The organism is Halobacillus sp. Cin3, from assembly GCF_947311855.1.
GTDB classification, from domain to species: domain Bacteria; phylum Bacillota; class Bacilli; order Bacillales; family Halobacillaceae; genus Halobacillus; species Halobacillus kuroshimensis.
On the sequence record NZ_CAMZMV010000002.1, the window covers coordinates 494261 to 515146 of the forward strand.

The following is a 20886-nucleotide window of genomic DNA, read 5'->3' on the forward strand; positions in this document are numbered from 1 at the left end:
TATGATGATTAGTTGATGGTTTTGCGGTACAAATCCTTCTTCATGGCGTAGTTTTTGAAAATCGCCCACAGCAGTGTATCGGTACGGTTGACCTGCTTGAACTTCTCCGGGAACTTATAGCCCATCTGATCAAGCACATCAACGTGTTTCACGAAGTTGGATTTGTCCCATTCGATGAACGCCTCCGCGGTTTCTACAGGATCAGAAGCGAGTTTTCCTTTGTAACGATTCAACTCCAGGAAGCCGTCAAAAGCGATGGCCTGGGAATCGAACACTTCCGTCGCCTCCACTTTCCTCTCATGCTGCTCGCTCGTGTCGACGAGGCAGTTGATCGAATCCGGCGGGAAGGCGCAGTTGATTTCATACATGCGGATTTTCGAGCGTACGTTATCCATCCGCTTCAGCGTATCGCTGAGCAGTTTGGCGGTGGCGCTGTGATCGGTATGCGCATCAATGAACGGCGTCGTGTAGATGATGTCGGGGCTCAGGGTTTCGATCCTTTCCTTCAAGTATTGAATCGCATCCGGGGTGCTTGATACACCACCGTCCGGCAGATTGAGGTAGGCGACGTCCGTCAGTCCGAGGATGTCTTTGACCTTGTCAATCTCCTGGCGGCGCTTGGCATTCAGCTCCTCCGCACTCATCTCAGAAACACTGCTCGCTCCATCGGTGATGAACACACAGTGGACCTCTGCTCCCTGATCGGCGTGCTGGCGGAGGGTGCCGCCCGGACCGATCGTTTCGTCGTCCATATGGGGCGCGAGGACGAGCACCTTCTGGACCGGTTCATTTTTCAGCGCCATCAGGTCTGCGTTATAGTGACGGCCGAGGATGAATTTCGTCATCGGTGCGTTGACCGGACGCACCGCGTTCATGAACAATTCTTTACGACTCATGACGTTGCTCCTTTCTTTTTCCGTTTCGTAACATTATGGAGTAGAAACATAAAGGCGTCTGACTTCATAACAAAAGCGGCTCCGACATATACAACCGCGCCGATGATAGCGACGATGATGATAATGAACAAGTTCGGCAGTCCTGAAATCAGCGGTTTGACAGCCAGGACGGCTCCGCTCATAAGCGCGGCGGCTGCGGTGATTTTCGCGTAGTCGACGATGATGGACTTGAAGTTGAGTCCCCCGACAAGCTTTGTGAAAACGATGAGGCATGCCCCTGTATAGAAGAGCGCCATCACAGATGCCGCGAGCGGGATGCCGAGGTAGCCGAGCCATTCGGCAAACACGAAGTTGAAGACGACATTCAATAAGATGGAACCGATACTGATCATGAGGATCAGGTGGCCCTTTTTCATGGTATAAAAGCCTTTGTTGATGATGTTGTTGAGACTGAAGAACAGGACGGAACCGAAGTAGAAATACGCGACCTGGGTCGTTGCTTCTGTCGCCTTGTTATCAAAGGCACCACCTTCATACAACAGTTCGATCAAGTTCGGCATCAAGAGCATCATGCCGATGATCGACGGCATCAACACGAGGTACATCGTCGTGAGCCCTTTTTCGATACCCTTTTTAAACTGCCCGGTATCGTTCGTTGTAATCGCTTTAGATAATAACGGGAAGATAATCGTCGCAATCGTCACCCCGAAAATCGCCTGCGGCATGTGCACGAAGTTCTTCGCCGTATTGATGTACATGACCGCGCCCTCGCCCTGGTAGCTGGCAAAGACCGAACCGACAAGCAGGTTGACCTGACCGACCATAACCGTCAGCCCGACAGGCAGGAAGATCCAGTAAAACTGGCGCACTTCCGGCCAGTCGAACTTCTCCTTCAGCGTCAACGATTTCTGCGGGACGACGATGAACGCCTTGAAAATCAGGGATAGTACCGTACCCACTGCATAACCGATCGCCAGCGAGTAGGCCCCGATCTGGTTGGCGAAAAGGAATGCACCGGCAATCGAGCTTAGAATGACGATGATTTGAGAAACAATCGACAAGGAGAACTTGTTTTCCGCGTCAAAGAACGCTTCCAAAACCGAGTTCATGCCGACGAACGATATACACGCAAAGAAGATGACCGTCACCCAGATGGCGATCTGACTCGCTTCCGGACTGAAATCCGGATACAAGAGCGGAATCAGCACTGGTGCAATGGCCATTCCGATAATCGAAAGAATAAGAGCAAGTCCGGCCGTTCCTTTGAAGACCTGTCCCAAATACGAGCGGCCGCGTTTTTCCTCCGCCGCCTGTATGTAACTCGGAACGAGCGCATTCTTCATCCCGTTCTGCATGAATAAAATCAGCATATTCGGAATAATGAAGGCAGCCAGGTAGGCATCCGCCACGTAGCTTGCCCCGAAGTAGTAGGCGATGACCATGTCCCGGATCAGTCCGGAAACCTTCAGGATCAGGGTGGCGCCGATAAACAGTATGCTCGCTAAACCTAATTTAGATTTCACACAAATACCTCTTTCACGTTTGCTAAAATCAAACAAATTTCGCTATGTAACACTATAATCCATACTTGTTGATTTTACCATAACCTTAAACGAATCGTAATCGTCTAGTCATATCTTTTCCATATATGGGCAGAAGCTCATGCGACCTGAGGGGGTGGTGGGATTGAGGTGGGTCGGCCGGGATGAGGGTTTGTTGATCTATCGTGGAATTCGTTGATATATGAGCGGAATCATTGATATACGCGGAGAATCATTGATATATGCAGAGAATCATTGATATATGCGCAGAATAATTGATATCGGCGGATTTTCGTTGATATGTACTCTGGGAGGGGGAGCGGTTGACCGATATATTTCCGTTTCGACCGATATAATGTGGGTTTGACTGATATATCCGCGTTCCGACTGATACCCGCGCAGAAAGACTGATAAACCCACCGCTCCGACCGATATCCGGCCGCAGACCTGACCGTCAACGCAAAAAACCGGCTGCTCCTCATAGGGAACAGCCGGTTTTCTTCTATTATATTAGCGGCGGATACTTTCCAGCTCCACCTCGGCCTCTTCGGAAATGGCAGCATTCCCGCCCAGGTAGTAGTTCTCCGGGCTGATCGGCAGATGGTTCAAGTAGTTTTTCACTGTTGATGGTACGTTGTCTTTTCTCGTCAAAAGAATCGGTGCTTCGTAGGAAGCGGCCAGCGGTGAGCCGGCAAGAGCATCGACGACTTCCTCACCTTGGGCGAAGAACACCTCTTCCAGGCGGTGGTCGTTGAAGTACTTCTCGGCAATCTGCACGCTTGTGCTGTAGCGGTCGGGTCCGCTGACACGCTCGACCGTGTCGACGATACCTTTCAGCTGGTTCTCAACGGTCTGGTGGACAGCCCCTGTTCCGCCTACAATCGTCGCTTTTTCCACGCCGTTTTCACGGATGAAGTTGATGACGTTGTCTTCAAGCTTGTACGGCAGTGTCAAAAGGATCGGTGTATTCTCATCGCCGGCATAAGGGGCGATGGAAAGGGCGTCCGTTGATGTTTCATCAGAGGTTGTGATGAAGATTTCATCGACGTTCACTTTATCGGCGACTTCGTCGGCCACTTCATAAGCGGTTTCGAAGCGGTTGGCTCCGGACAAGCGCTCGACATTCGAAGAGCCGTATTCCTGCTTCAGCTGGCTTTCGACAGAAGCGGATACCGCTCCTTCACTGCCAAGCAGATAAATCTTCGCCGGGTCCATACGCTCCAATTCTTTTTCCACGGTTGCAGGAAGCTGGTCCGTCTGTGTCAAAAGAAGCGGAGAGTTGTGATAAGCGGCCAGTACACTTCCAGTCAGGGAGTCGATCGGCAGATCCCCGCGTCCGATGACAGCGACATTCGGTTCATTCCAGTGCCAGCCGTAGTTGGACAGGGCCGTACTTGTTTCATAACGGTTGATTCCGGAAAGACGGTAGCTGTCCGGCTCCTGTGTGGCAGACAGGTAGCTGGAGGCGACATAGCCGGTTTTCCCACTTGTCGTTTTCACTGGATACCATGCCCAGTGCTGGGTGTTGCTGTTATAGCCGATCGGGGCGCCGGTCACTGTGACCTGCTCGCCGCGTTTCAGGCTTGTGACAACTGTACTGTTTGGTGCTTTGCGCACATTCAGACTTCCTGCGGTTACGTATACTTTTTCACCCGTACCAAAATCATGCTTTGTCGTATGAAGAGGTCCGGTCGTTTCTACGTTGCTTTCTTTAAAACGCATGATGCCGTCTTGATAAGGGTTCAGCTTGTGCGTCGGGAATGGGGTTACGTTAAATAATCCATAATTACGCATGCGGTCATAAATCTTTTCCTGGTAAGCAATATACCCGTTCGTGATCGGGTTGTTTCGCTCGGAAATTCCGTTATAAGCTAAAATAGCGAAATACCAGTTTTCAATCACATCACGGTCGCCGTCATTGACCGTAGGAATAAGATCGTAGTTGGCATAGTTCCACTTGGACTCAAGAATCTTCAAACCTTCACGAATGTTGTAGCGGATATCAGTGGAAAGCCTGTACACTTCTTCTTTTCTTTCCTGTTCGTTCTCAATGAATCGGTAGTCGGACACCTGCATGATGCCGATTCCGATACAGTCATAACCAAGCTTCAGGTTCGTTCCGTCCCAGGCGATTCCTCGTGTTTTTGAAGGCGTACAGGAATTTTGATAATGGGTGACAGGCGTGCGGCCTGGATCCCAGTACTGCTGCCAGCCACTTTCCTGATAGGCAATCGCTTTGACTATTTCCGGGGGAATATCGAAATTCTCGGCTTCTTCGGTCAAGATTCGGTTGATTTCGGCATAGCTCGGGTTCTTATATTTCTCATTGACCGCGGCTTGAGATGTGACCGTGTTCTGCAGAGACATTTTTTCCTCTGTTTTCCCTTTCGTCACGTCACCGCCGGCAATCGTGAACGCATCTTCCGCCAGGGCTTCCGGCTCTGTATCGATGCTGTCTTCATCAAGGATTGGATATTGTATAATAAGTTCTTCGCCGGACAGTTCGAATGTCGAACGGTCATAGGCTTCGGATTCGAACACTTTCTTTCCATTAGACAAGTCGTACGCATCAAAGTACAAACTTTGAGCTGACCCGTCAGCACGATAAACGACAACGAGCGTTTCTTCAACAAGGATAAGATCCGTGATTGTGCTGAGCTGTGTCGTTTCTTCAAGCAGTTCTTTTCCCTCTTTTGTTACAGAAAGACTCGTTTCAAGTTCTTTGTTTTCAACTTCAGCGGTAATAGAGTCATTGATTTCATAGGAAGCTTTACTTTCCTCGACGACCCATGTGTTGGAATCTTCTGCACTAACAAAGGCTGGGGCGGTCAGGCAGGCCAATAGAAAAGCAGAAATGCAAGTTAATAGTCTTTTCACACTCATCCGTCCTTTTATGTTTTTTATTCCTGAATCTCAGTCAGTTCTGATGTCATCGTATAGCCGTTGTCCCCTTTGTCCTCGACCTTTTCACGGATCAGGCCGTAATCAGGGGCATAGTGGTACATCGATGTCACCTTGGAATCGGACGTTCGTTGAACAACGAACACATTGTCAAATTCTCCATAAGGCGTAGCGGTCGTCTGAGCTTCATCAAGAATCTGGAAGTTCGCGGAGCCACCGGTGGCATCAACAAGGACATCAATCGTTTCATGCGCTTCAAATGATTCAAGCTGACTGGACGTATCTTCCGGGTTGGACTCCTGGTAGACAACAGCGATTCTGCCTTCTGTGAATTCAAGAATCTGCAGGGTCACCATGTCTCCGAACGTCACAATCTGCTGGACGAAGCGGTCGTTCACATCCACTACTTCATGTTTCACTTTGTAATCTTCGTTCTGCGTGAACGTCTTCGTCATCGGTCCTTTCGGCATATACGCCTTCAAACCAGCGGATGAGCCTGCTTCCTCGGTCTCTTCAGAGTCATCGGATGCGGAAGAGACCTTATCTTCTTCATCCTTCGTTTCTTCCGGCTGTTCTTCTTCTGTTGGTTCCTCTGCAGCCGCTTCTTCTGATTGATCCTCTTCTTCAACTTCAGGTTCCTCTTCAGTTGGCGCTTCTTCCTTTGAAGGCTCTTCTTCTACAGGAGCTTCTTCCGTCTGTTCCTCTTCGGAAGGTTCTGCTTCTTCCTCCGTATCTTCTGAAGGAGTTTCTTCTGAAGGAGTCTCTTCTTCCGTTGTTTCTGTTTCACTGCTCTCTGGTTCTTCCAGCTGATCAGCCTGGTCAACATCGGTGCCGGAGCAGGCTGAAAGCAGAAGAACAAAGAACAGGGCGATAAAGCTGAGTTTCTTCATCCAATCCCTCTCCTTTGTTCAAAAAAGTACTGATTGATTTAGTTTAAGTGGTCAGCGATTTGTTTCTGGCTGTCCTCATCCACGACAGCTCCGATCACTTGAAGCTGTTCGACGACGTTTTCCCCGCCGTATAGATCGAGTTGTTTTTCAAGCTCAGGATTCAGCTTGTCCCCAACGAGCACAAGAGGGGCGGACGTTCTTGCGGACAGTGCCGAAGCTGTTAACGCATCCGGGTAGTTCTTCCCTGTCGCCGCAAGGACGGTATCGGAATTCATGTCATCCTGGAAGTACTTGAGTGTAGCCGCAACGGTTTCATAACGGGTCGCACCGGACAGACGCTCCACCCGATCCGCTCCGTTCGCCTCAACAAGCTGTTTTTCAACATCTTCAGAAACTACAGCGGTTCCTCCGAGAATCACGACCTCTTTCCCGGTCAAGTAATTCAAGCTGTCGCTACTGATTTCATCTTCTCCTGTCAAAACGATGGACCAGCCGTTGGCTGCTGCGACAGAGGAGGCTTCCAGTGCATCGGGGAAGCTTGTGCTTGATGCAACAAACACTCCTTCTGCACCTTTCAGATTTTCATTGATTTCAAGATTCGTTTCGATACGCGTGGATCCTGAGATGCGGTCGACGTTATAACTCTGCTTCAGCTCTTTTTCGATGCCTTCAGAGATAGCATTCGTCCCGCCCAGAATAACGACGTTTTTCGTATTCAGTCGCTGCAGTTCCTGTTTCACATCGCCACTGAGTTCATCGTCACGGTTCAACAGAATCGGAGCGTTGTCATACTGTGCAGCAAGTGGGCCGGCAGACAGGGCATCGGCGAACTCAAACGCTGTCGCAAGGACAACCGTTTTTTCTCCGTCCAGTCCATTCGGATACAGCTGCTTGGACACTTCAATCGCTGTCTTCATCCGGTCTTTACCGGCAAGGACGTTCGTTTCAAATGAATAGTTGTGACTGTCATCCATATTGGACCAGACCACATCCCCGTCGTTCATCACCTTCGTGTTTTTCCACTGCTCCGCATAGGCGACCGCTTCCTGTTCGCGGTAGAAGGATTTCAGTTCACCTTTGTCGGAGTGGGTAACAATGAAGTCTTTATCCAGATAATTGCTCCAGACAACCTCTTCTTGCGCTTGATCCACCACAGATGTGTTTTTCCACTTCACTGCATAGGCGACAGCATCGTCGAGGTTGTAGGATTCGTACAAGGCCCCTTTGTTGGAATGCTCGACGACATAGTTTTTGTCTAAGTAGTTGCTCCAGACGACTTCGCCTTCTTCGTTATCAACAACGCGCATATTCTTCCAGTCACCCGCATAATCGATGGCGTCTTCTTTTTTCACGAACAGCTTCGTTACAGAAGACTGGTTGGAGTGATATGCGCCATACCGTTTTTTCGTATTGTCGTAGATTTTCTCCTGTGTATACTTATCAAAAACATAGACATTGGCTTCGTCTTTGGCATAATCAATGGCGTCCTGCTGATCATCAAACACCTTCAAGCGCTCACCTTCCATGTCGTACACTTCAAAGACCTGGAAATAGGCGTTCACCCCGTCAACGACGGCATTCGCAGCTTTCTGCTGGAAGGACGATGTTTTAATCAGGGCTTCCTCATCCGGATTGGACATGTAACCGAACTCTAAAAGAGCTGCCGGCATGTGGGCGTTCCGTGTGACATATAAGTCGGATGGAACAAGGCCTCGCCCTTCTTTCAACGGGGCACCATCAAGGATGTTTTCATGGACGGTGTACGCCAGCCGCTTACTTTCCGGCGAATATTCGATCTGCTCCTTGGATGGCGGGTAAGTCTTGTTAATCCCTTCATCAATATCGAAGAAATAAGTTTCATACCCTCTCATATAAGGGTTTGAAGGAAGCGCGTTCGAGTGAACAGATAAGAAAATCGAGTTATCATTGTTGCCACTCACCGCATCGTGGGCGATATCCAGACGCGCCTGCAGATCGTCGTGGAGATTCCAGGCAAAGTGGCTGTCATTTGTGCGTGTCATATGTACGTCGTAGCCTGCAGCCTCCAGCTCTTCCTTTATTTCGTTGGACATTTCCAAGTTGAAATGTTTCTCATAATAACCGGTGGATACGCCGGAATAACCAGTCGTTCCAGAGAATCTTCCTCCATGACCCGGGTCAAGAATAACCGTCTTTTCAGCCTGAGCCTGAGCCGGAAAAATGACAAAAAGTGCGAACAGCAAAAAGAAGCCGCCGATATGTATTTTTTTCATATGAACCTCCTGCATAATAAAAATCATAGATAGCTAGAATCTAAAGCGGACAGACAGCAATAGGTTGTTCCATGCAGCGATATTGGCGGAGCAGCCCCTCCTTTTGATTTGGCTCTGATTCCATAGAAAGTGTGTTTAAATCGTATACGATGGCATGTTTGTTGGTTTGTTTGGTCGGGTATATAGTAAATAGGGCAGTAGTGTATCTTATTGAGCAAACTTTCATGGTCATCCTATTCAATGGATGAATACGTGCCGGTAGTATGTATATCGGCTTATTTGTCGAAAGGGTTGAATATTTGGGGAGAAATCCCGAAAATTTTCTACATGTTTCTTTATATTTTTCCAAAATAAGCCTCTATGAGGATAATATGTTCATTATATAAGAGGATTCGACGGCAAACAACATACCTCAGCGTATCTTTGCACAATTTTAACTTTTTAAGTTCAAAAGTAACAGAAACCTTATAGAAGTATCGGACTACTTGAACCTCCAGCTTTTTTTCCAACGATGACAAAAGCCCCTCTGTAAGATGCCGGAGCTGGATGGGGGAAAGAACAAACGTCCCCCTGCTTCCATCTGCACAAAATCAGTTCACATAAAAAAGCAGCGGTGCACAAGCACCGCTGCTTTTTCTCTTACTTATCTCTCCATACCTTCAGCAGAAACAATGGAAGGCGGATCTGGCGTTTAATCCGCCACGGCTCAGAAATCAGCCGGTACAGCCATTCCACACCGAAACGCTGGAAAAGCGCCGGGGCGCGCTTGACGCGGCCGGAAATGACATCGAAGGAGCCGCCGACCCCTTGGAAGATGCTGACATTGAGCTCTTTCATATGATCGACGATCCAATACTCCTGACGTGGACTTCCGAGCGCTACAAATAAAATATCCGCCCCGGACTCATTGATCGTCTGGATGACCTTCTGTTCATCTTTTTCATAGCCGTCCAGTACACCAGCGACGTGGAGATTCGGATACTGCTCGATGAGCTTATCCTTCGCTTCTTCTGCAACGCCGGGCTTTGCGCCGTAAAGAAAGACGGACTTCCCGTTGTCTGCAGCCTGCTTGCAAAGGGTGAGCAGCATATCAATTCCTGTCACACGTTCCTTGATGCCGCCTTTGTTCAGCTTGGAAGCCAGAAGAACGCCGACACCGTCGGGAATCTGATACGTCGCTTTATTCAAAAGTGCCTTTAAATCCTGATCTTCCTGGGCTTTCAATATCTTTTCGGGATTGATCGCCACAATGAAAGACTGACGCTTTTCATTGATATCATTCAATACATTCTGCTTCAGCCGCTCGTAGGAGTGGCTGCTCACGTCTACACCTAAAAACTGTTCCTTCATGATTTCACCTGATCTTTATCCGTTTTTGGAGTCACCCAGACGCTTGGCGATAAAACCGGCTTCTGTCCAGTTATCGAGGTTCAGGGCGTTCTTCGTATCGTAAACGACGCGGTTGTTCATCTTACTCTTGATATATTCAGGATCGAGCTGCTTGAACTCATCATGATCCGTCAGAATCACAAGGATATCGGCACCATCAAGCGCTTCATCCATATCCTGTGTCTGGTTGGAGGCGACGTTTTCTTTAATATGCGGATCGAACGTCTTGAAGCTGATTCCTTTTTCAACGAGCTCAAGAATTACTTTCAAGGACGGACTTTCACGCTGGTCATCGATGTTCGCTTTAAAGGACAAGCCGAACAAGGCCACTTTCGGATCCTGAATAAACTGGTCCTTCATCAGCTTCTCGATCTGGTTGGCTGTGTACACCGGCATGTTATCGTTCGTATTCCGGGACAGCTGGATCATTTGGGAAAGATCCGGCTGGATTTCAGCAAGGAACCAAGGATCCACAGCTATACAGTGACCGCCGACACCCGGGCCGGGTGTATGGATGTTCACACGCGGGTGATAGTTGGCAAGTTTGATCGCTTCCCATGCGTTGACACCGATCTGGTCGCTGATCAAGGCGAGCTCATTGGCGAACGCAATGTTCACGTCGCGGTACGTATTTTCAATGACCTTGGCCATTTCCGCTGTTGTAGCATCCGTCAAATGGATATTCGCTTTAACGAAAGAGCGGTAAAGATCCTTCGTCATTTCGGAGGATCTTTCATTGATTCCACCGACAATCCTGTCGTTCTCGACCAGCTCCTGGAAGACCTTCCCTGGAATGACGCGCTCCGGAGAGTGGGAAACGAACAATTCGGTTCCAATTTCAAGACCGGTGTCCTTAAGAACCGGAAGCATGACGTCCTCCACCGTACGAGGAGGAACGGTGGATTCCAAAATCACAAGGTTGCCTTCGCGTACGTAAGGGACAATCGCCTCTGTCGCTTTACGCACATAGTCGAGGTTGGCGGTTTTATCTTCGCGGATCGGGGAAGGGACGGCGATGATGAAAACATCGGCCTCTTCCGGCTCCACCGCTGCTTTGAAGTTACCGGCATCTACCGCTTCCTCCAGACGTTCCTGCAGACCGTTCTCTTCTATATGAAGCTGCTTGGCATTAATCATGTCGACAGCTTTTTGATTCACATCAACTCCATGCACTTTGTGCCCGTGAATGGCGAACATGACGGACGTAGGAAGACCAATATATCCTAATCCGACTACACATAGTGACTTCTTCATACAACAATACTCCCTTTCTCTGGCCCATCCATTATCTAGATGCGGTTCCTTAGATCTATTGTTTTATCATGTATTTTTTTGAATGATTCAGCAGCCCTTCTCCTTATATCATTCGACAACTTCCTATCTTTATGACGTCTGCCGGTGATGGGGAGGGGTGAGAACCTGCTTATGCAATGCTTTCGACATCATCTAATACCCGTCAGCCGTACGCGGTCAAACGTTCCATGACATTACCTTCCATTATAGCTGATTTTCTGACAGAGTTCTATCTTGAGATAAAAATGTCGCTTGAATGCCATCGGGATTTAATGAAACGTCACGAACTTGTAACAGAGACCTTCTGCCATCCGTCTGCGTTCTTTGTTATACTTTGGGAAGTATTTTTTTATACGGAAAGGAAAGAAGCATTATGGCAGTCCGCCGTTATCAACCAGGCGATGAATCACAAATTCAGACCCTTTTCCAAAAGACCTTCCACCAGGAGCGTCCTCTTGACGCCTGGGAATGGAAATTCAAACAGAACCCTAAACATAAAGAACCCTTCATCCTCGTTTTCGAGGAAAACGGAAAGATTCTCGGCCACATCAGCTTATGGATGATGAGTGCCTATATCAAAGGATGCGTCGAAACGGTCGGTGTCCGTGTCGACACGATGGTGGATCCCGATGCCCGCGGCAAGGGGGTCTACAAGCACTTGAATGACGCCTTGATCGAAGAAGGGCGCAAAGCCGGCATCACATACCTTTATGGTTTTCCTGCCCCGAAAGCGAAGGAATTATTCCTGCGCTACACCGGCGCGAGCCATCTGATGGATATGCCACGCTGGATGTATGTGCAGAAGCCTGTCAGCCTGCTCGCTTCCAAGCTTTCCCCACTGAAAGTCCTCAAGCCGCTGGATCGTGTGTACGGAAAGATCCGGCAGTCGAAAAAAACACCGCACGGCTATGAAGTGAAACGCATCACCCGGTGTGATGAAGCGTTCGATAAGCTGGCTGAAAAGACGAAACATACAGCGGACGGCCTCGTCGTCCGTGATGCCGCGTATTTGAACTGGCGCTTTTTCGACCATCCCGTCCACCATTATAAGATGACTGCCCTCTATAAGCAGGGACAGCTGCAAGGATATGTCATCACACATGAAAAAGAAGGACGCTTCCGTAACGGGATGATCGTCGACTGGCTGGCCTTCGATGACGACGCCTGGCGGGCTCTCCTTGAAGAAGCGCTCAGCGTCTTGAGGGAAGCTGATGTCATCCAGTCATGGGCCCTGCCGTCGATGATGCCGGCTCATTTGATGAAGAAGAATGGATTCGTCCATAAAGACAGTCCGATGCCGCTCGTCGGAAAAGAAATCGAATCGGACAATACCGACATGAATGACCCGGATAAATGGTTCATCACACCCGGAGATGTCGATTCCTATTAAAGAAAGCAAGGGAAGCCGCGGCTTCCCTTGCTTTTTCTTATGCTTTCTCTTTGTCTTTGTTTTTTTCGCGTTCCGTCTTTGAAAACAAACCGATGATCGGCCGCTTGCCGCGGTAGACGACGCCTGTCATTTCTGCAAAAAGATGAAGCAGGAACAACAGGACGAACGTGATGATCAGGGATATCCCGAAGGATGTCAGCGAAAATAAGAGCGCCAGCAGGCCGAACAAGGCACTGAAAGCATAAATGATCAGGACCGTTGCTCTGTGGCTGAATCCGGCCGCAAGAATTTGATAATGGATGTGTTTGTTATCCGGCATCATAATCTTCTGCTTATTGATCATTCTCCGTAAAATCGAGAACAACGTATCAAACACCGGCACAGCAAGGACGATAATCGGAATGACAAAGCTGAACAGCGTCACATTCTTGAACAGGCCGACCATGGAAATGACGGCCATGGAGTAACCTAGAAACAGGGATCCTGTATCCCCCATGTAGATCGAGGCAGGATTGAAGTTGTGGAACAAAAACCCGATGTTGCTTCCGATCAGAACAATACATAAGTACACAATCGAAATCTGCGGTTCAATGGCAAGAGCCATCACCGCAATGCTGATCAGGGATATAGTCGACACACCAGCCGCCAGCCCATCCAGACCGTCAATCAGGTTGATGGCGTTGGTGATACCGATGATCCATAGAAACGTAAAGATGATACTGATCGGATCACTCAGGGAGACCATTCCGATGAACGGAATACTAAGCACGTCCACCTTCAGACCAGAAAAGATTAAAACAGCCGCAGCAGCCACCTGGCCGCCAAGCTTGAAGATCGGGCGGATCTGATAGCGGTCGTCCAATAATCCGGTCAAGACGATGATGAACGCTCCGATAATGATCGGTCCTATATACGGCATATCCGGGCGGATAAACAGCATTCCGGCGGCTGCTCCTCCAAAGATTGCCAGCCCGCCCATGCGCGGGGTAATTTCTTTATGGATCTTCCGTAATTCCGGATAATCCATCATTTTCCATTTAACAGCTAACTTCATAACAGGGAATACAAGCGCATAGCTGACCGCCATCGACAGCAGCAGCGCCACGATAATTTCAACAGTAATGTTCATAGAAATCCTCGCTTACTTGGTAAGTTTACTCTTGTCGGTATTAGTATATCACAGGCACGCGAAGATTCCGTTATCTTTCCCGTGAGCCTTTTTTCTCAGCTTATGTAGAACCCGGAACATGGAAAAACACCGCCATAGTCCCCAGCGATGCTCCACACGATCTATTCCTGCAGCTGCTGAATCAGCTGATTGATAACTTCCTGAGATGACAACAGTTCTGAATTCTCCGTGCGCTGGATGATATTTTCCAGCACTTCTTTAAGATTCTCCATACGACCCACCTTTTCATTCGTGATGTTCCTATATATTTCTATTTACTTAACGATTCGGTATCAAACGCCTTTTTCCGACGGTCATTATGTAAGGGCCCAGTCTGTTGGATGAGGACTGAAAACAGAGAGTCCCGCATTTTCTACGTTTCTCGTAATGATCTGTCAATAAAATTCAAAATACTTTGTTACATCATAATCTATTTTTGTCAGAATGAAAAGAAGAAAATGGTAGAAAAGGCCGTTGATCTTTCGACAGCACACAAAAAAAAAACCGGCCCCTTTTATATAGGCCGGTTAAGAAATGGCTGCCCACTTACGCGTCAGCGTCTTCAGCTCATAGCTTCCATGAGCGAAACGGTGGACATGTTTTCGTATGACCGCACCACCTTCACGATGGTACGTAAAAAAAACGACAGCCGGATGAAAAAGAGAATCATAGAAGAACAATGGATTAAAGCTGCGGAGCTGCTTTCCAAACGGCCAAGCACCGAACAGGTCGAGGGTACGGGCATACCCATCGTCGAGGACGGCCTGTGGAATGACTCCGGATGCCTCGTTCGTATATTCCAGCAGATGATGATAACAGAGCGACGCCTGCAGGTAGGAAAGCGGGGACTCATCGCCGGTCACAGCCTTCATGAACCCTTCTTCCCACACAGAGGTTTCCTTCTGCTTCCTCCCCCATACCCGGTCGTTGACAACGAGGATATCCCATCCCGGCTTGATAAGAAGCTGGGAATACTGATCCACTATAGAAGAGAGCGCGCAGGCCCTGTGTTTGTCCATGACCCGCGGGGAAACCCCTGTGACATTGCGCCATCCTGCTTCTCTCGTGAAGACGGTTTTACCCTTCATATCCTCCCGTCCCCTCGCTTAGAAGCTCCGGCACCCGGGGGTTGTCCAGGAAATCCCTGACCTCCTCCGGACTCAGACCGAGCTGTCTGGCTTCTTTCATCAGAGCCATCCATTCTCTGTATTCCTCCTGTTTCACCATATGATCGTCCCCTTTCGTCCGCTATCGGCTCTGTCCATTCCCCGTTTCTCCGGCATACTTATGTGTTAATAGCTCTTCCAGCGGTACCTCCAGCGTCCGGGCGAGTTTTCCCATCACGATTAAGGAAGGGTTCTTCTGTACCCCTCTTTCAATGTTGCTGATATACGATTTGGATACACCAGAACGTTTGGCAAACTCGTTGACAGATAATCCTCTGCCGGTGCGCAGGACACGGATTTTTTCACCAATCGGCGTCACTTCCACCTACCTCACCTTCCATCGTCAGATGACTCCTGACATAATTAACCTATCTTTTTGTTCGTTATTAAGAATATTATAAACGCTCACCCATTGGAAATAAACAACCATTTTTCATTATAAAGAACACATATCCCATATATTCCTGCATATATCTTCTATTTACTTACAAATAGTCCGTTTTTGAGAACATTCCCTCATAAAAAATCAGCTGAGCCTTTATCAGCTGATTACTTTTCCTTTATTCGGTATTTCTGCCTGAATTCCTTCGGGCCGATTCCCTCTACACTTTTGAAAACCCTTGTAAAATAGCTCTGGCTGTTATAGCCGAGCAGCATGCTGATATCCATAAGCGAATGCTCTGTGATGCATAAGAGCTCTTTCGCTTCGGTAATCCGCTGCTGATTGATGAACTGGGTGATCGATACGCCGGTTTCTTTTGTAAACACACCGGATAAATAATTCGGATTGACGTTCAATGTTTCCGCAATTTCCTTTAACGTTAAATCCTTCGTCAGGTTTTGGAAAATATATTTCTGTGCGCGCTCCACCAACGGAGAAAAGGACTGCCTGCCCACCCCCTGGATTCTTTCCAGGAACGAACGAAGAATGATCGATTCCAGCCCTTCCAGTTCTTCGACGGTCTCTTTCGTCTCCAGGAAGCTGATATGGAAATCACTTAATGACCCCGTTTCATCCGGCTGGGCCCCTTTTTCTATACAAAGGAGGCTCAATTCCGTAACCAGACGGATCAGATGGTTTTTAAAAGAACGCACATGATTTTTTATATGCGGGAGGTTATTGTCCATCAGTGAATAGTACGCTTCCACCGCCTGTTTTTCCCCACGTTTGAAACGTTCCATGAATTCCTGCTTCGATGCCACCGTATCCGGATAGGATTCAAGTGATGCCGCATATTCTTCATAATGATGCAGGAGATCAGGCTCTGTTGGGTTTTTCTTCTCCTTTTCCTTTTTCCCTGGCAGCACATGCTGCAAGACACGCTGGATGGATGCCAGCTCCTTCGGCGTCCTTACCGGCAGATGATCCAGGTATCCGGCAAACTCCTCTGCGAGAGAAGAGGAAAGATCATTCATAATTAAACTCAGCTGGACCTCTTTATAGTCCGATATTTCATGCAGGAATGGGCCGAGCAGGGCGACCACGGTTTCCTTCTGTGGATTTTCATACGCATAAAATAAAGCATACTGGTTAAAAGGATCCTTCAGCAGGTGCAGGGTTCCGAGCATTTTCCTTGCTTCCTGAAGATAAGGATGGCGGGTTTCCAGAATTTCTTCCGGTGGTTTAAGAAAAGTGTCAGGATATTGAAAGATGGCTGTATTCTTTCGGTCGATTAAATGGACTGGTATATTGAATGCAATGGCACAGTCTTTGAGCAGATTGATCATTTCAAAGTTTTTCATGCCGACCCTCCTTCCAACTACTACTATATACTCATTATAAAGGGAGGCATAAAAAAAGACACCCTTAAAAATAAAGGGTGTTATACTAGTTTATACAGTTCCGTTCCGCCGCGCAGGAAATTTTCTACTTCTTCCTTACTCAGGCCTAAAGCTTTCGCTTCCTGTATCAAGTCGATCCACTCGTCATCCAGCAGACGGTCTTTAGGCATCGCTCTCATCTTGTTAACCTCCCCGTATCCCGGTTCTTTTTTTCCTAATCCTGTAAGTATAAGCCTATTATAATGGATTATACGCTACCACATTTGAAAAAAATTCATATATTTTTAACATTTATCACTTATATTCCAGTTTTTTTAGGAAATTCGTTGTGGTTTTATGTAGAATAGTATACCAGATAAAAAGAACCGGGCCAAAATAATCAGCCCGGCACCTATGAATGCATCGCTTTCCATTTCTCGGTCAGTACTTGGAAAGCTTCCTGATCGTCCTCATCAATGGCCTTATCAATCAGGCGCCGGAGGTTTTCTTTTTCCAATTCACGGATAATGGCTCTCACTTCTTTTGATGATTGCTGGCTGATGTCAATCCCCTCTTCATAATACGGCGACACAATCGAATGAAGGTGTGTCAGAAATTCCGGCAGCTGCAGCAAATCCGCCACCGATACATACACCATATTTTTACCGCGCTGAAACACGAAAATATCGAATACATTGTGCACCTTCTGACGATTGCGGTCGATGATTATTTCTCTTGCTTCCATTGGAATAAACTGATAAAGTTCGTCGTCAATAAACAAAGAAAAGTACTGGTAGGCTAAGACGATGCGTATAAAACGTTTATCTTCTTTAACATAATATGGCTTCAACATCTTTATGTTCAACATGGGCCCACCCCTTTTTATGTTATATCTGAATTTTCAGTATTTTATTCTATTATCGCTCATTTGTCAATCAATTGAAAGCCTTTTCTAAACGCATCAGCAAAGATAGGCGGAACAAATCCGGTCCCTTGATTAAGGAGAACAAGTTTTCAGTATGCAGGCATAACCGATATCCTCTAGTGCCTCCAGGAGCTCCGACCATTCCCTTTCCGCGGACGAACGTCCAAGTCTCCTCGGGGAGACCGCCCTGTGGGGCCTCGGCCGTCCGTTTTTCCGCAGGAGTTGAATGGTCTGCGCTCCTTTCGGAATTGAAAAGGACTCTCCTTCACTCATCCACCTTCATGGGTGGCTCCCGGCAAGGAGGTCTGGATTTGCACGAACAATGATGGAACCATTTCGGAAAGTATCCTATGAACCAAGAGATATGATGAAGATAAAATTCTTCCCCAAATGATTTTGCAGTATAAAGGGAACGATTTTCCGATCATTACTGAGTAAGGTCTCGTAGAGCGTTCGGTGGTGACGCCTGCGGGAACAGCACGAGCCGAAGATCCACTTGGACAGGTGGTCTTCCTGTCCAAGTTAGCTGAGGCCGTGCCCGCGGCAAGCATCCACCGATAAGCGGAACGTGACCATGCGCATACAACATGGGGAGCTCTACGAGAGGGCAAAGAAAAAAATCCGCCCCGGAATTAGGGGCGGATTTTTTCGATTAGATGATCGCGTGCAGACGCTCGTCCACCGTGGCTTTCACGGCTGCAAGCAGTTCTTCACTTTCACGGCGTGTAGTGGACTTCACTCCGTAATAGAATTTGATTTTAGGCTCTGTTCCGGATGGACGCAGGCAGAACCAGCAGTCATCCTCAAGAATGAACTTCACGACATTGGACGTCGGAAGATCGATTTCCTCTGTGGTTCCTTCCTGTACCAGCTGGCGGACCGTTGTGGAGTAATCCTCCACCGCCATGACTTTCTTTCCGCCGGCTTCCTGAATGTCCGCCTCACGGAAATCGTTCATGATTTTTTCGATCGTATCCGCTCCGGATTTCCCTTCCAATGTGACTGACTTCAAGTCTTCAAGGAAATAGCCGTGCTTCTGATACAGCGTATCCAGCGCTTCCACCAGTGTTTTTCCCTGACTCTTCCAGTAAGCCGCTGCCTCTACAGCAAGCACAGCTGCCTGGACGGCGTCTTTATCACGGGCGAAATCCTTCACTAAATAGCCGTAGCTTTCCTCGTAGCCGAAGAGGAACTTGTACTCGCCGGACTGTTCGTACTCGCGAATCTTCTCTCCGATAAATTTGAAGCCTGTCAATGTATCCAGAGAGGAAATCCCGTAGGAATCGGCGATTACCCGGCCGAATTCAGACGTTACGATCGTTTTTACAAGCAGGCCGTTTTCCGGAATGGAAGCGCTCTGTCCGAGAATGTAATCCAGAAGCAGGGCACCTGTCTGGTTTCCAGTCAGCACTTTGTACTCCCCGTTCTCATCCGGCACGGCAACGCCGAGACGGTCTGCATCCGGATCTGTAGCCATCAGGATGTCCGCTCCCACTGCTTTCCCTTGATCGATCGCCATTTCAAAGGCCTGGTGTTCTTCCGGGTTCGGTGAAGCCACCGTTGAAAATTCCGGATCCGGCGTGGCCTGCTCTTCTACGATGTGCACGGAATTGAAGCCGTTCTGCTTCAAGCCCTGCTCCACAAGGTGGCGTGCTGTTCCGTGCAGCGGTGTGAACACGACCGAAAGATCTTTCGGCAGGTCGTCGCGGACACTTACGGTTTTTAAAGCTTCCATATAAGCAGTATCGACGTCCTCGTCCACCCAGCGGAGCAGACCGTCCTGTTCCAGCTGCTTTTGGTCCGCCGCTTCTACGTTCAGCTCATTTTCGACCTTGTTCACGAAGTCGATCATCACTTCCGCCTGAGCCGGCGGCAGCTGCCCGCCGTCTTCATTGTAAGCTTTGAAGCCATTGTATTCCGGAGGATTGTGACTGGCGGTGACGACAACGCCTGCCGCCGCCTTCAAATGACGGACGGCGAAAGACAGCTCCGGTGTCGGTCGCAAGGATGTAAATACATAGGAAGGAATGCCGTGGCGTCCAAGGACCTTCGCTGTTTCAACAGCGAATTCCTTCGACATATATCGAGAATCGTATGCAATGGCAACGCCGCGCTTGGACATCCCCTGGTCATTGACATAGGAAGCCAGACCTTCAGCAGCTTTACGAACGGTATAGATATTCATCCGGTTCGTACCGGGACCGATTTTCCCGCGCATACCGCCTGTACCGAATTCAAGGTTCTTGTAGAAAGCATCCTCTAAAGATGCCTCGTCTTCTACGATCTTTTCCAATTCGACGGACAGATTCTCATCAAGATCAGAAAAGTCTTTCCAGCGTTTGTATTCGTCTTTCCACATGTCCAACACTCCTTTGTCTTTTAGCAGATCGGCTGGGCCGCTCCGCGCTGTTATGTAGAGTTCCGGCTCACTGGTCAAGCCTTAAACGTTTCATTCGTCATGAACGGGAAAAGTTCCTGTCAAGACGACAAAAAATTGTGTATGTATCCGGATAAAGAAATAAACCAGTTCCTTGATTTCCCAGTGATTCTATCTGTATTGTATCATAAGTCCTGCAGACAGAACGGGAAGCGGACAAGGTTTTTAATGGAAATTATCCGCTTCCAATCCCTGCCTTTTTTCTATGTGACTTTCCCATTTTCCCTGCCTGATCCTTCTATTGTTGAGGTGATTGTATGCGTGAGGCCTTTAAAATGAGGGGGCATTCCTTTCAATGGATGCGTTGTTAAACGGGGGTGCTTCCATTTCCGCCATAGATGTCGACCAGCCGTTTCCTCAGCGCCGAGTAAAACAGCGCGCACTTCTCCTGATCGCTCGCTGCCGTCTCAAGTTTCCTCTGAATATCCTGAACCACTTCCTGAGCATCTTGAACGAATTCATGTTCCTTGCCGCTTAACCCAAGATCGAGCAGCAGAATTTTGTAGTACTTTTCATACTTAATCATAAGTCCAGAGAAAAACAGACCTCCGCGATACATAGTTCTCACCTCCTGGTTCTTTTTTCATACTTAGTTATAATCCACCTTCTGGAAAACGTCAACTCATCCATTATCCATTCCAGGTTTGTGTTTTTTCTCTTTTCTTTCTGAAAAACCTGCTTTTCTACTATATTAATAAGCCTTTTGAAAAAAGCGGGTTTCCAAGGCGGTCAAAAGGGCTTTTTCGCTCTATTGTTAATTTCCTGTAAATCCTGCAGCCCGCCCTCTGTAATCGTCGGATAATTCACTCTTGTACTTCAATTTCCTTTCCGTTACAATGTCCTTTATACAAAGAATTCTGTGTATATATAGGAGACA

General features: G+C 48.1%; 17 protein-coding genes. 1 reads left to right on the plus strand and 16 read right to left on the minus strand.

What is annotated here, in order from left to right; genetic code table 11:
• Positions 1-8: 8 nt before the first annotated feature.
• From QMA39_RS10520 to QMA39_RS10550, 7 genes are all read right to left on the minus strand, one after another.
• A complete protein-coding gene (locus QMA39_RS10520; RefSeq protein ID WP_281658682.1) occupies positions 9-896 on the minus strand; it encodes a PIG-L family deacetylase in 888 nt (295 codons plus the stop codon).
• The gene (murJ, locus tag QMA39_RS10525) at positions 893-2419 is read right to left on the minus strand and encodes a murein biosynthesis integral membrane protein MurJ (protein ID WP_281658683.1); all 1527 of its coding nucleotides are present in this window, start codon (positions 2417-2419) and stop codon (positions 893-895) included. Before murJ ends, QMA39_RS10520 begins: the two co-directional genes overlap by 4 nt.
• Before the next feature lie 528 nt (positions 2420-2947).
• Complete coding sequence (locus tag QMA39_RS10530; RefSeq protein ID WP_281658684.1) at positions 2948-5314, minus strand: cell wall-binding repeat-containing protein; 2367 nt, start codon at positions 5312-5314, stop codon at positions 2948-2950.
• A gap of 23 nt (positions 5315-5337) precedes the next feature.
• Positions 5338-6228: a hypothetical protein gene (locus QMA39_RS10535; RefSeq protein WP_281658685.1), complete on the minus strand. Its 891-nt coding sequence runs from the start codon at positions 6226-6228 to the stop codon at positions 5338-5340.
• A gap of 38 nt (positions 6229-6266) precedes the next feature.
• On the minus strand, positions 6267-8480 hold the full coding sequence (locus QMA39_RS10540; protein ID WP_281658686.1) for a cell wall-binding repeat-containing protein: 2214 nt from the start codon (positions 8478-8480) through the stop codon (positions 6267-6269).
• A gap of 639 nt (positions 8481-9119) precedes the next feature.
• On the minus strand, positions 9120-9830 hold the full coding sequence (locus QMA39_RS10545) for a WecB/TagA/CpsF family glycosyltransferase (RefSeq protein WP_281658687.1): 711 nt from the start codon (positions 9828-9830) through the stop codon (positions 9120-9122).
• Between the two features lie 15 nt (positions 9831-9845).
• Complete coding sequence (locus tag QMA39_RS10550) at positions 9846-11123, minus strand: nucleotide sugar dehydrogenase (protein WP_281658688.1); 1278 nt, start codon at positions 11121-11123, stop codon at positions 9846-9848.
• Between the two features lie 412 nt (positions 11124-11535).
• Between QMA39_RS10550 and QMA39_RS10555 the strand changes: the two genes are divergently transcribed.
• Entirely contained in the window at positions 11536-12552 is a 1017-nt protein-coding gene (locus QMA39_RS10555) for a GNAT family N-acetyltransferase (protein WP_281658689.1), read from the plus strand.
• A gap of 37 nt (positions 12553-12589) precedes the next feature.
• Here the strand turns inward: QMA39_RS10555 and QMA39_RS10560 are convergent, their stop codons facing one another.
• The 9 genes from QMA39_RS10560 to QMA39_RS10600 all read right to left on the minus strand — a co-directional run bounded on the left by QMA39_RS10560 (position 12590) and on the right by QMA39_RS10600 (position 20568).
• The gene (locus QMA39_RS10560) at positions 12590-13681 is read right to left on the minus strand and encodes an MraY family glycosyltransferase (RefSeq protein WP_027954838.1); all 1092 of its coding nucleotides are present in this window, start codon (positions 13679-13681) and stop codon (positions 12590-12592) included.
• A gap of 566 nt (positions 13682-14247) precedes the next feature.
• Positions 14248-14808, minus strand: coding sequence for a hypothetical protein (locus tag QMA39_RS10565; protein ID WP_206933219.1), 561 nt, complete (start codon positions 14806-14808; stop codon positions 14248-14250).
• Positions 14798-14947 carry an anti-repressor SinI family protein gene (locus tag QMA39_RS10570; RefSeq protein ID WP_206933218.1) on the minus strand — a complete coding sequence of 50 codons (150 nt, stop codon included), beginning with the start codon at positions 14945-14947 and terminating at the stop codon, positions 14798-14800. The genes QMA39_RS10565 and QMA39_RS10570 overlap by 11 nt, the downstream gene beginning before the upstream one ends.
• 21 nt (positions 14948-14968) lie before the next feature.
• Positions 14969-15211: a helix-turn-helix transcriptional regulator gene (locus QMA39_RS10575; protein WP_281658690.1), complete on the minus strand. Its 243-nt coding sequence runs from the start codon at positions 15209-15211 to the stop codon at positions 14969-14971.
• 224 nt (positions 15212-15435) lie between these two features.
• The gene (locus tag QMA39_RS10580; RefSeq protein WP_281658691.1) at positions 15436-16629 is read right to left on the minus strand and encodes an AraC family transcriptional regulator; all 1194 of its coding nucleotides are present in this window, start codon (positions 16627-16629) and stop codon (positions 15436-15438) included.
• 80 nt (positions 16630-16709) lie between these two features.
• Entirely contained in the window at positions 16710-16847 is a 138-nt protein-coding gene (locus tag QMA39_RS10585; protein ID WP_206933216.1) for an anti-repressor SinI family protein, read from the minus strand.
• A gap of 212 nt (positions 16848-17059) precedes the next feature.
• Positions 17060-17515, minus strand: a complete 456-nt coding sequence (locus QMA39_RS10590) for an IDEAL domain-containing protein (protein ID WP_027954834.1) — start codon at positions 17513-17515, stop codon at positions 17060-17062.
• A gap of 709 nt (positions 17516-18224) precedes the next feature.
• On the minus strand, positions 18225-19931 hold the full coding sequence (locus QMA39_RS10595; protein ID WP_281658692.1) for a phospho-sugar mutase: 1707 nt from the start codon (positions 19929-19931) through the stop codon (positions 18225-18227).
• Positions 19932-20316: 385 nt separating this feature from the next.
• A complete protein-coding gene (locus tag QMA39_RS10600; protein ID WP_027954832.1) occupies positions 20317-20568 on the minus strand; it encodes a hypothetical protein in 252 nt (83 codons plus the stop codon).
• Positions 20569-20886 lie beyond the last annotated feature (318 nt).